Genomic DNA, 12,851 nt, shown 5'->3' on the forward strand with positions numbered 1-12,851 from the left:
GGCAGTTTATCGACCTGCCGGTACCGGTTATCGACCTGCCGGTACCGGCCCGCTGCTGAGCCCTGGCTGCCGGGTCCGCCACCGTCGGACCCGCTGCCGCTGAACCCCCGCGCCGGTGCGCCGCGTGCCATCAGTGACGGCCGGTGACGGCTGGGACGGCCGGACGGGGACGGGGAGAAGGTCGGGTGTTCGGGGAAAGTCCGCTGTCTCCCAGGGGGTGCCATGGCATCCTCGACGCTGTGTACGACGCAGCCGGACGAGCGGCAGACCAGCAGGTGGACGAGACACGGCGGCTGATCGCCGGCTGGCTGGCGGCCGAGCCGGCCTCGCTCCCGGACACCGCCGATCCTTTCGAGCTCGACCTCGGCCGCGCCGCCTGGGCCGCGGGCCCCGCGGACCCCGCCGAGTCGCCGCCGGACGGCCACCGCACCGGCCTGGCGGTCCCCGAGGCCACGGCGGCCGAGGTGATCGAGACGGCCCGCCGGATCGCGCTCGCCGCCGCACCCGGCGAGCGCGGCATGCCGGTCACCCCCCAGCTGCCCGAGCCGCTCGCCGAGCTGCTCGCACTGGCCGAGGTGCTGGTGGTGGACGAGCACCCGTCAGCCCGGACCTGGACGGCGGGCGAGCGGGCGAAGGCGACCGCGTGGGTCGCGCTGCTGATCGAGCGTTTCGGTGAGGACGGGGTGCAGGCGCTGATCGCCGGGCTGAACGGCCGTTAACCGCCGGCGGCCGGTTGTGGCGGGCATCGGGGCTGGTCAGGGCCGGGCGTTGGAGGGCATTGGCGCGTTCTTGGCGCAACCTTGGCGGCGTCCGGCAGCCTGCTGAGCGCGAGGTCGGGGGACCAAGCAGCAACCTCGCGGGGCCACCCCACACGGCCCCTGGCACGAGCACCAGCCGGACCTGAAGAGGTAAGCGTGATGATGCAGCCTTCCATCGCCACCGAGCACGTTGCCACTGGGCACGTCGCCACCGAGAACCCGGCTCCCGAACACACCGCTGTTGCCGAGCAGCCCGTTGCCGATGCGTCCGTCGCCGAGCAGCCGGTCGCCGAGCAGCCCGTCGGATCGCGCCCGACGCTGGACCAGGAGACGCTCGCCGAGCTCTACCGCCTGCACGGCGGCTACCTGCTGCGCGGCCTGCTGCGGGTCACCAACGGCGACCGCGGCAAGGCCGAGGACATCGTGCAGGAGACGCTGCTGCGCGCCTGGCAGCACCCCGACGCGAGTGCGCGCGGGCCGGAACACAGCCGCTCCTGGCTCTTCACGGTCGCCCGCCGGATCGCGATCGACCACTTCCGCCGCGCGTCCGCCCGGGCCCAGGAGGTGGCCGCCGAGCTGCTGGACGAACCCGCGGAGCCGTACGACGCGTACGAGCAGGTGCTGGCCTCGCGCGATCTCTCGGCGGTGCTGATGCAGTTGCCGCCGCACCACCGCGAGGTGCTGGTCGAGCTGCACCTGAAGGACCGCTCGGTGCAGCAGACCGCCGAGCTGCTCGGGGTGGCGCCGGGCACGGTCAAGTCACGCAACTTCTATGCGATCCGGGCCCTGCGCCCGGTCCTGGACGAGCACGCCGACTACCGGCCGCGGGCGCGGCGCGCGGCCGTCTCCTGACCGGGCCGGGGCGGGGCGAGGCGGGCCGGGCCGGTCCGGTCCGGGCAGCCGAGTATGGGGACGGAGTCAGCGCGGTTCCAGCGACTGCTCGATCTTGGCGAGCAGCTCGGTGACCTCGTCCGCGAGGTGCCCGTGCAGCCGGTAGAGGCCGATCGCCGAGCGCAGGTGCTCGGCGGCCTCCTCGCCGCGCCCGTGCGTGTGCAGGAAGTCCGCGAACCACTGCTCGGCGATCGCGTGCAGGTGCAGGAAGCCGGTCTGGCGGCAGATCGCGAGCAGCTGCCGCCAGACCGCCTCGGACTCGCCGGGCTCGTCGAGCTGTTGCAGCGCCTGCGCCTCGGTGATCATCGCCCAGACGTGGACGGTCGCCGCCGGGTGGCCGGCCAGCAGCCGGCGCGCCTCGCGGGCGTGGCGCAGCGCGGTGCGCGGGCAGCCGCCCATCATGCTGGTCGCCGCGGCGTAGGCGAGCGCGGCGCCGGTCTGTCCGGGCAGCCCGCCGCGCCGGCTCAGCGCGACGGCTCGCTCGGAGAGCTGCCAGGCCTCCTGCGGGTCGCCGAAGACGGCGTGCACCAGCGCGAGTGTGAACAGCGCCCGCACGTGCGCGAAGCCGTCCGCCGGTGCGGTGCCGGCGACCGCCTGCTCGGCCAGCTCCCGGGCCTCGTGCGGTCGCTCGACGCCGACCAGCGCGTTCGACAGGGTGGCCCGCAGTGCGGCGACGGCCTGCGGATCGCCGCAGCGCACCGCGGCGCGCAGGCCGGCCCGCAGCGAGCTCAGCCAGTCGATCAGCCGGCTCGAACCGTAGTACAGCGCACCGGCCAACTCGGCCAGCCGCCAAGCCCGTTCGGGGTCGTTGTCGGCACAGGCGGTGACCAGCGCGCGGATCGTCGGCTCCTCGGCGCGGAACCAGGCGAGCGCGGCCCGGACATCCACGGGCCGGGGCAGTGCGCGCGGCGGGTGGGCGCGCTCGCCGTACTCGGCCAGGCCCGGTTCCAGCAGCCAGGAGCACTGCCGGACCGCCTCGATGAAGTAGTCCAACAGCCGCTCGGTGCTGAGGCGTTGGACCTCGGCCGGCTGCGCGGCGAACAGTTCCATGCCGAACAGCCGGATCAGGTCGTGCCGGGTGTATCGCCCGGGAGTGCTCTCGGTGAGCAGGTGGTAGGCGGCCAGATCGCCCAATGCCGCCCGGGCTTCGGTGAGTTCGCAGCCGAGCAGCGCGGCCGCCGCGTAGGCGTCCACCTCGCGGCCCGGGTCGGCGGCCAGTAGCGTGATCAGCAGGGCCGCCCCGCTGGAGAGGTGACGGTAGGTCAGATTGAGTGCGGAGCCGACACTGACCGCGCCCTGGGTGTTCAGTGCGGACAGCCTGGTGCGCTCGTCGGCGAGTTCGCCGACCAGGTCGGCGATCGTCCAGCCCGGTCTGGATGCCAGCCGGGAGGCGGCGATCCGCAGGGCGAGCGGCAGTTGGTCGCAGAGTGCGATCAGCTGCCGGGCCGCCGGCCGCTCGGCGCCGACCCGGTCCGGCGTCAGCATCCGTTCGAGCAGCCGCAGCGCGTCGTCGTCCGGCAGCGCCTCCAGCCGCAGCAGCGCGGCGTCCTCGGTGACCACCAGGTCCTCCAGCGTGTTGCGGCTGGTGACCACGGTGGCGCACTGCGGGCCGGCCGGCAGCAGCGCGGTGACCTGGTCCGCGCTGGCGGCGTTGTCCAGCACCACGAGCAGGCGGCGGTGCTCGGTCTGCGCGCGGTAGAGCGCGGCCCGGGCGGCGGGCTCCTCGGGGATCGCCGCCTCCGGCAGGCCGAGCGCGAGCAGGAACCGGCCGAGCACCTCGGCCGGGTCGGCGGGCCCGGCCGGGTCGAAGCCGCGCAGGTCGGTGAAGAGCTGGCCGCCCGGGAAGCCGGCGGCGGCGGTGTGCGCCCAGCGGATCACGGTCGCGCTCTTGCCGGCCCCGGCCGGGCCGACCAGCAGCGCCAGGCCGTCGCCGGTCCGCTGCGGGCCGCACTCGTCGTCCAGCCAGCGCGACTCGCGCTCCCGGCCGACGAAGCCGGACGGCTGGCGCGGCAGCTGGCGGGGGAGGTGCGGCGGGAGATGCCCGGCGGGCTGCTCGATGTCCGGCGCCGCGACCGGCGTGGCCGGCGGGGTTGGCGAGCCGCCGGTGGCGGTCGCGGGTTCCCGGGTTGCTGGTGCCCAGGTCGGTGGCGCGCCGGTGGCCGTGGTCGCTTCGGTGGTCGTCTCGGCGATCGCCGCTGCGGCCGTGGGCACGGCCGTCGACCCGGCCGCCGATCCGGAGGCCGACCCCGCCGGGTTCGCACTCGCCGATGCCTCGCCGCCGCGCTGCGCCGACGCCTCGCCGGTGCTCCGGAGCACCTCGTCCAGCGCCGCCCGCAGCTCGGCGCCCGGCAGCACGCCCAGCTCGCGGTCCAGCCGCTCGCGCGCCTGGTGGTAGGCCGTCAGCGCGTCGGAGAGCCGGCCGGCCTGGTACAGGCAGCGGACCAGCTGCGCCACCACCGGCTCGCGCAGCCCGTTCGCCCGCACGCTCTGCTCCAGCGCGGGCACGGCGACCGAGCCGCTGCCCAGCCGTAGCCGGCGCTCCGCCCAGGCGATCAGCACCATGGTCCGGGCCTCGTTCAGCTGGTCCACCAGCGCCCGGCGCAGCCCGGTGTCCGGCAGGTCGGCCAGCGCCGCACCGGTCCACAGGCCGAGCGCCCGCTCCAGCAGCACGGCCGACTCGGCGTCGTCGGCACCGCCCTCGGCCTGCGCCGCGAGTGCCTCGAAGCGCCGGACGTCCACCTGGTCCGGCGCGCCGACCAGCAGGTAGCCGGGTGCCCGGGTCTGCAGCGTGAACGGCGTGCCGGCCAGTGCCTTGCGCAGCGCGGCGACGTGGCCCTGCAGCGCGGCCTTGGCCTGGGCGGGCGGGTGCTCGCCCCAGATCAGCTCGAAGAACTGCGCGACCGGGACGATCCGGCCGAGATCGAGCGCCAGCAGTGCGAGCACCGCGCGCCGCTGCGCGCCGGCCAGCTCGGCCGGCCGGCCGTCCGCGGTGCGCAGTTCCACCGGGCCGAGGAGGCGGATGCCCCAGTGGTCCCCCATGTCGCCCCCTTCGGACTCTCGCGGGCTGCGGCGCACCGGGCCCGAGCTCGGAGCAGAAGTTTAACTAGGGCCTGTCGTCGAACCCCCTTCGTCGCCCGGAGGGCGGCTTGGCGGCGTCAGGTGCGGGCTCTCGGCGTGCCGGGCGCAGGCCCTCGTACTGGGTCGTACTTGGGTCTGTGCCCGGTGCGGCGAGAGTGCGTGCATGGCGTCGCCGAGCAGAAGGGGGTTCGACGACAGGCCCTGGGGCTCATGACCTCGTCAGGGCCCTGCCGCATCCCGGCCATCCCGGCCATCCGGGCCGTTCGACGCGTGCCGCCCGGCCGGACGGGTTCCCCGCTGCCACCGGAGCGCCGTGTCATCCCGTTATCCTCTGCGCGATCGACCCGGGGAGCATGATGCGGATCAACCTGCTCGGCCAGTTCGGTGTCCAGCACGACACCGGCGAGGCCGTCACTCTGTCGGCGCCCAAGCGCCGTGCGCTGCTGGCCGTGCTGGCGCTGGAGTTCGGACGGGTCGTGCCGACCGCCCGGCTGCTCGACCTGGTCTGGGACGGCCGCCCGCCGCCCACCGCCCGGTCCGCGCTGCAGGGCCACGTCGCCGAGCTACGCCGCCTGCTCGACGGGCGGCTCGCGCTGGTCACCCGCGATCCCGGCTACCTGCTCAGCGGCGATCCGGACCAGCTGGACGTGCTGCGCTTCGCGCGCCTGTGCGCCGAGGCACAGGCGGTGCCTGACGACGCCTCGGCCGCCCGGCTGCTGCGCGCCGCGCTCGACCTGTGGCGCGGACCGGCGCTGGCCGACTGCGGCTCGGCCGTGCTGCGCGAGACGGCCGGCCTGCAGCTGGCCGAGGACCGGCTGAGCGCGCTGCACCGGCTCGCCGAACGGCTGCGGCGCCTCGGGCGCGGTGCGGAGGCGGTGGACGAGCTGGCCGCCGCCGTGCGGGCCGACCCCGCCCGCGAGCCGCTGGTCGCCGAGCTGATGCGCTGTCTGCACCAGGCCGGGCGCGCGGAGGAGGCGCAGGACACGTACCGACGGGCCGCCGAGCACCTGTTCCGTGAGCACGGCGCCGAGCCGGGCCCGGCGCTGCGGGCGGCCCACGAGCAGCTGGCGCCGCCCGCCGCCTTTCCCACGGACATCGCTCCGGCCATCCCCACCTCCACCCCCACCACCGTCGTGCTCCCGAACTCCGCTCAACTCCCGCGCCAGGGCCGCCGGTTCATCGGCCGGGCCCGGGAGCTCGGCTGGCTGGACGCCATCGCCCAGCTCGACGCCCCGGCCGCCTTCACCCCGTGCCCGTCCGAACGCGGACCGATCCTGGTCACCGGCCCGGCCGGCGTCGGCAAGACGAGCCTGGTGGTGCACTGGGCGCACCGGGTCGCCGACCACTTCCCCGACGGTGTGCTCCACGCCGACCTGCGCGGTTTCGACGAGACCGAGCCGTGCGACCCGCTCGAGGTGCTGGCCGGGTTCCTGCACGCACTCGGCGAGCCCGAGTCCGCACCGCCGCGCCCGCTGGCCGACCGGTCCCACCGCTTCCGTGAACTGCTCGCCGGGCGCCGGATCCTGGTCGTCCTCGACAACGCCCGCAGCTACCAGCAGCTCGCGCCGCTGCTGCCCGACCCGGCCGGGCCGGACGGCCCGCTCGCCGTCGTCACCAGCCGCAGCCGGCTCGGCGACCTGCTGGTCCAGGAGGGCGCCGCGCCGCTCACCCTCGACGTGCTGCCGCCAGACGACGCGCTCGAACTGCTCACCCGGCTGCTCGGCCCGGCCCGGGTGGCCGCCGAACCGCAGGCCGCCGCCGACCTCGCCGAACGCTGCGACCGCCTCCCGCTCGCGCTGCGGCTGGCCGCCGCCCGGCTGGCAGCCCGGCCCGACTGGGCACTGCGCGACCTGGCCGAGGAGATCGCGGACGAGCAGGCCAGACTCGCCGCGCTCGCCACCACCGGCGGCGGCGCGCTCGGCATCACGGCCGCGCTCAACCTGACCCGGCGCGCGCTGCCCGCCCCGGCCGTCCACCTGCTCACGCTGCTCGGCCTGCACCCGGGCCCGGTGGTCGACCCGCACGCCGCCGCCACCCTCGCCGACGTCCCGCTGCCCGAGGCCCGCTCGCTGCTCGCTCTGCTGGACGCCGCCCACCTGGTCCAGGAGACCGCGCCCGGCCTGTTCGCCCGGCACGACCTGGTCCGCCTCTACAGCGCCCAGCTCGCCGCCGAACTCACCTGCGAGGAAAGGGAGGCGGCGATGGACCGGATGATCACGCACTACCTGGCCGCGACCGCCGCCGCCTGCACCGGCCTGCGCACCCCGAGCCTCTGCCAGACCGGCCCGGCCACCTCGCCCGGCGGCCTGCCGCCGCTCGACACGCCCGGCCTGGCCGTCGCCTGGTTCCGCCGTGAGGAGCGCGCGGTGCGCGGCCTGGTCGAGTGCGCCGAACGCTACGGCCGCTCGGCCGCCGCCTGGCGGCTGGCCCACCAGGCCGGCGTCCTCTACTACAACGAGAACCGCCACTGGGCGGAGAGCCGCAGCACCATCCAGGCCGGCCTGCGCGCGGCCCGCGCCGCCGCCGACCCGGCCGGCGAGGTCCGGATGCTCGCAGCCCTGGCCACCGTCGAGATCCACCTGGGCGACCACCGCGCCGCCGCCGACCAGCTCACCCCGGCGATCGCCCTGGCCGACGAAATCGGCGACCCGGTCCTCGGCCACCAGTGCCGTACCCGCCTGGCCACCAGCCTGGTCCGCGCGGGCGAGCCCGAGCGCGCCCTCCCGCTGCTCACCGAGATCCTCACCGCCGCCCGCGCACTCGCCGACCCCCGCCTGCTCGCCCAGGCCCTCAACAACCTGGCCAACGCGCTCAACCTGGCCGACCGCCCCGAACCCGCGCTCACCCACGCCGACGAGGCCGTCCGGGTCCTCGCCCCGTACGCCGACGACCCCAAGATCATCCTCGCCACCCAGACCCGCGCCGAAGCCCTCCAGGCCCTCGGCCGCAACGAAGCCGCCCTCGCCACCGCTCGCCACGCCCTCGCCCTCGGCCGCGCCCAGGGCAACCTGCGCATCGAAGCGCACTGCCGCGCCTTCGTCAGCGGCATCCTGCACTCCCTGGGCCGCACCACCGAGGCCGCCGAGGAAGCCCGCCTCGCCGGCGCCCTCCCCCCGACCCCCCGCGCCCGCTGACGGCCCCCGGCGCACACATCCGTGCCCTGGTCCGAGGCAGCTGCCTCGGACCAGGGCACGGATGTCCTACTCAGAAGGGTTTGATCAACTCGGCTTCGATACGGACCACTGCTGTGAGGCGGTCCCGTTGCAGCTGTAGAGCTGCAACTGGGACAGGCCGTTGTCCGTCTTTCCGCCCGGCAGATAGATGCAGAGCGGGTTGTCGCTCTTGCTGCCTAGGAAGAAGATGCTTCCGTCGCTCCGGGGCACGAACATCTGTGACCCGGTGCCGTTACAGTCCCAGAGCTGGACCAGCGTCCCGTTGACCATGCCGCCGTTGCTGGCGTCCAGGCACTTGCCCAGGACGTGGATGGTGCTGTCCCCGGGGAAGGAGAACGCCTGGGACGACATGCTGTTGCAGTCCCACAGCTGGATCTTGTTGCCGTTGGCGGTGTTGCTGCCGCTGTCGTCCATGCACTTCGTGGCACCCGGTGCCGCGCCGCTGGTGATCGTCTGGTGCGGCAGGTTGTAGAGCGCGGCGATCTGCTGACTGGTCAGCTGGTAGGGGTAGCTGCGCACGTCGGAGACCGATCCGTTGAGCTGATCGGTGATGCTGCCGTAGTTGTTGTTTACGTAGCAGCCGCCGATGCTCATCGGCCGGTTCTCACCCCACGGCGTCGACATGACGGTGGAGCTCACGAAGTAGCCGTTGATGTAGAAGCTCAGCACGTGCGTATCGGCGGAGTAGGTTGCTGTGAGGTGCGTCCAGGTGCCGGTGTAGCCCGTGTTAGAGTCCGCTCCCGTGTAGACCCAGCCGGCGTTGCCGTCGTCCTGTGAAGGGGCGAAGACGCCCCAGGCCTCCATGGACTGCCGGTAGACCAGGGCAAGGGAGGGAACCGAGTTACCGGGCTGGCACATGACGGCCTGGTCGTTGCCGGTGTTCTGGTTGATCTTCACCCAGGCTGAGACGCTGTAGCTCTGACTGGTGTCCACGGCAGGGCCGTTGGCGCCGACCGGCACGGTGTTGTAGGTGCTGTTGGCGGTGTAGCTGTTCCACTTGGCCGTGCTGGTGTTGTCGTAGACGACCAGATTGCGGTCGGTCTGTAGCCACAGCGTGTTGCTGCCGAACGTACCGGTGCTCCACAGGGGGTTGTGCGCGGTGTCGTAGACGACGAAGTTCCCGTCCGCCTGCATCGCGGCCGTTGCGCCCGGGTGTCCTGATGTCTTGGAACTCCACAGCACTGCGGGGGAGTTAATCATGGAGAGGACGAGGTTGCCGTCCGGCTGCATGGTCAGTGCCGCGGTGCTGGAGGTGATCCGCTGTCCGGAGGAGAGCCCGTTGCCGGCGGTCAGCTTGGTGGAGTTCGCGTTCGAGTACTGGGTGCTGGGAGTGCTGAGGACCCCGTTGCCGCTCAGGCCGGCCGATCCCGACAGCGTGGTGCCGCCGGGGTGGTCCGTGTTCATTGTCACCGCGTTGGGGGCGCTGCTGACGAGGTTGTTGAGGCCGGCCCGGTCGGCCGTACTGGTGGGCTCGGCCTTCACCTGGCCGAGCCACTGGTCGGGCACCGACGTCAGGCTGCCGATGCTCCAGTCCCCGCCGGTCCAGTTGTAGCCCGTGGCGGTGCCGTTGTTGATGATCGGCTGGCCGTACCAGGTCGAGATCCGGGTGCCGTTGGGAGTGACACCCCACAGCGACGGGTTGCCCTGGCCGTTGAGGTCGCCATCGGACTGCAGGATGGGAAAGTCCGAGACCGCGACGTTCCCGATCGGCACTGGCGCGCTGATCGCGGTCAGCGTGGGGCACGGGCCGAGGGGGTTCCCCTTCGCGTCGGTGCACATGCTGCCCGCCTGGGTGCCGACTGTGAAGGTGTAGCCGGTGAGCGCACCGGTTGCGCGGTTGCGCGCCCACAGGCCCGGCTTGCCGGTCTTGGCCCAGTCGCCGGGGGAGATGAGGTCCATGCCCTTCCAGCCGGTGGCGGCGAGGCGGACCGGCTGGTCGAGCTGGGTATCGACGTTGGTCGGGTAGAACCAGAGCGCGGCGTTCCCGTCGGGGCTGGTTTCCTCGGTGATCAGTCCGGTCTTGTGGAAGTTGGCCGGATTCAGCGTGGCGGATGTGATGTCGCCGATGGCCGCGACCTGCTGGGTGGTGTCCCAGTATTGGGCATAGCCCGTGCAGTCCGGGTTGATGGCGGTGACCACGCAGTTGGGCTTGTCAATCACGACCTTGAGCCCGAGCTGGCCCGGTATCCCACTGGCTGTCGAGTTGTTGGGGTACACGTAGAGCATCTTGTTGCCGGGGCCGTGGACGATCACGTCATCGTCGTTCTTGCCGCCGGTCGTGCTGCCGCGGTGCGTGATCTGGTACTTGGCCCAGGAATCCCCGCCGGGACTGGCGGCACTGGACGCGGAGATGGCGACGGCGGGGCCGGAGGCGACGGCGTTGCCGGGCACGCTGTAGGTGCGCAGGTTTCCGTTCGTGTCGGGGGTCAGGATGTCGGGTGCGCCGTCACCCGTGACGTCGCCGAAGACCGGCGGCGGCCCGTTCGGGTTCCACGGGGCGTAGTACGGGTACTGCGCGATCGCCGAGACGTTGCCGGCGTTGTCCATGGCCTGGATGTACTCGATGTTGGTGCCCCAGTGCCCGGGGGTGACCGGGATCTGGTTGCCGCTGGGCAGCGAATTCCCGCACTGCCACTGTGCGTTGGCCAGCTGCGGATCGAGGCTCCAGCGCATGCACGCGAGGCCCGACGAGACCAGGCCGGCCCCGGGAGCGGGGTCGGTCGCGTTCACCACGAGGTAGCCGGACTGGCCGGCGAACAACTGGGTGTTCTGCCCGTTGCCGGACGGCGGGAACTGGTGGGCGAGATCCGGCACCGAGGTCGGCAGCGTGACGACCGGTGGCGTCTGGTCCACGGCGAAGGTGCAGGTCGGGCCGAAGCCGGACCAGGTGGTACCGGAGAGGTTGTCGGTGGTCTGGAGGTGGTAGCCGTAGACGTGGCCGTCCCTGATGTATCCGCCGGGCACGGTGTAGGTCGCGCGCGAGCCGTTGGCGGTCACCGGCGACATGAGACTGCCGGACGGCCCGGCCATGTTGTTGCTGTAGTCCCACATGTTGATGTTGCTGTACAGCAGTGTCTGCTGTTGCGCCGGGCTGGAGACGGTCGTGCTGATCGTCACCGCCCCAGCGGCGTCCGTTCCGGTGCCGAGCCAACCCCAGCTGTTCCACGGAGCGTTGCAGGCCTGGGTGACGCCGCCGGTGATGGAGGTCGGACTGGGATTGACCTGCGGGTCGGTGGGTACGTTCGGCACGAGGTCGTAGTCGACGGACAGACTGGCGCTGTAGTCGAATCGCTTGAATGCGAGGACGTCGCTCTCGTCGCCCTGCAGGCCGATCGTGACGGTCCTGTTGCTGCTGATGGCCTGGGTCAGTGCGGAACCCAGATTGTCGAACTTGACCGGGACCGCGTTGGGGCAGCTCGCGTTCGGGTTGCCGGCGGAGAGCACCGAGGCGCTGCCCACGCTGCCGCCCACGGGCTGGGGCTGGTTGTCCCAGTCGGTGCTCGGGCCGATCTGGCCGTTCTCCAGGTAGACGTTGACGTTGTAGGCCTTGGTGCAGTCCCAGTTGGCCGCGTAGGTCTCCGAGACCATGACGGAGGCGTCGTTGATCACCGCCCCTTGCAGGGAACTGGTGTCGAACTGGTAGAACGAGCGGTACGTGCTCGCGTTCGCGCAGCTGCCGCCGTTCGCGTAGGTACCGCAGACGCCGACGCCGTTGCGTTCGCCGTCGCTGCTGACGTTGAAGTGCCTTTCGGTGTTGTAGTACGACTGGACGAAGGTGTTGCCGTTGCTGGTCCCACTCCACGGGATCCAGGCCGGGTCGACGTAGAACGGGGCCTGGCCGGTGCTGAGCAGTTGCTGATCGGGCACCAGGTCGATGCCGGCGGCGGTGGTGCTGACCGCCAGCTTCGCGACCTTGGCCATGCCGCCCGGAGCTTCGGCGGTGCTGGCGACCGGCTCCTGCGCAGGGGTCGGCGCGGCCGGCGGCGAGATGACATCGCCTGCCCCGGATGAGGCCAACGGGCCGTCGGACATGCTTCGCAGCGTCATCCTCGGCTGTTCGGCAGGGTTGCTCGGCGCGGTCGAACTGTCCCACATGGTGGGCGCGGGAGCGGTCCATCGGGGGCCGTCCACAGCCGCCACTGTGAGTGTCTGGTCAGGGGCGCTGGTGACCGCGACGCCGTCGGTGGTAGTGGCGAAGTGCAGCGACCTGATTGCGGGATTCGCCGCCGCAGCGGCTGTCTTGAGCACCAGGACGGTACTGACACTGCCGTCCCTGCCGACCGTGACCTTCAGGTCGGTGTCCGGCCCGAGAACACCTGGGTACACCAGGACGTTGTCGGTGACCTGCGGCGAGGGCAGCGCAAAGGGGGCCGAGAGCGCGAGCCTCTTGCCGTCCTTGCTGGTGAGCGTCGCCAGGGGCCCGGAGCCGCCGGAGGACAGCACCACGCCCGACGGTGTGTTCACCGGCGCGAAACCGCCGGCCGCCTGCGGCTTCAACGTGGCATCCAGTGGCTGCCACTGGCCGTTGGTCTTCATCCGCTGCTGATCCGGGTGACCGGTCAGCTGGTAGTGGCCCTGCGGAGTCGCGTACGTCTCGCTGAACTCGGTGGTGAGCGGGTCGATCTGGACGTTGTTCCCGCTCGCTTTGGCCTGTGCGAACGCAGTGGCATCGGGGAAGGTCGGACTGGCGGCCGCGGCGGGAACGGCAGCAGCGGCACTGGCGTGACTGGCAAGCCCGGTCTGAGCGGCCAGGGTTGCCGAGGCGAGCGCCAGAACGCTTGCGGTGGCCGCCCAGCGTTGCGCGCTGCCGCGCAGTTCGCGTCGTCGACGTGGAGATGGTGGGTTGGGCACAGGTCCCCCCTCGAAATCGTGGCGTGGTGCCTCCGACATGCATCGTGCGCATGCGCGCCGACACGCTGCGCGATCGATCGAGGGTGAAGCAAACGTGAAC

Annotated in this window: 5 protein-coding genes; 3 read left to right on the top strand and 2 right to left on the bottom strand. The window is 72.5% G+C overall.

The genetic code is table 11. The features are described 5' to 3' along the window. Positions 1-239: 239 nt before the first annotated feature. Together AC060L_RS27700 and AC060L_RS27705 are read left to right on the top strand one after the other, a co-directional pair. A complete protein-coding gene (locus AC060L_RS27700) occupies positions 240-719 on the top strand; it encodes a hypothetical protein (RefSeq protein WP_483801667.1) in 480 nt (159 codons plus the stop codon). A 198-nt stretch (positions 720-917) separates the two neighbouring features. Beyond that, on the top strand, positions 918-1,610 hold the full coding sequence (locus AC060L_RS27705) for a sigma-70 family RNA polymerase sigma factor (RefSeq protein ID WP_483801668.1): 693 nt from the start codon (positions 918-920) through the stop codon (positions 1,608-1,610). A gap of 66 nt (positions 1,611-1,676) precedes the next feature. On the opposite strand, the gene AC060L_RS27710 is transcribed toward AC060L_RS27705, so the two are convergent. Beyond that, the gene (locus AC060L_RS27710) at positions 1,677-4,688 is read right to left on the bottom strand and encodes an AfsR/SARP family transcriptional regulator (protein ID WP_483801669.1); all 3,012 of its coding nucleotides are present in this window, start codon (positions 4,686-4,688) and stop codon (positions 1,677-1,679) included. A gap of 392 nt (positions 4,689-5,080) precedes the next feature. On the opposite strand from AC060L_RS27710, the gene AC060L_RS27715 reads away from it, so the two are divergent. After that, entirely contained in the window at positions 5,081-7,861 is a 2,781-nt protein-coding gene (locus tag AC060L_RS27715; protein WP_483801670.1) for an AfsR/SARP family transcriptional regulator, read from the top strand. A gap of 84 nt (positions 7,862-7,945) precedes the next feature. Here the strand turns inward: AC060L_RS27715 and AC060L_RS27720 are convergent, their stop codons facing one another. Then, a complete protein-coding gene (locus tag AC060L_RS27720; protein WP_483801671.1) occupies positions 7,946-12,751 on the bottom strand; it encodes a ricin-type beta-trefoil lectin domain protein in 4,806 nt (1,601 codons plus the stop codon). Between the last annotated feature and the right edge of the window lie 100 nt (positions 12,752-12,851).

Source organism: Kitasatospora sp. NEAU-69, from assembly GCF_057158765.1.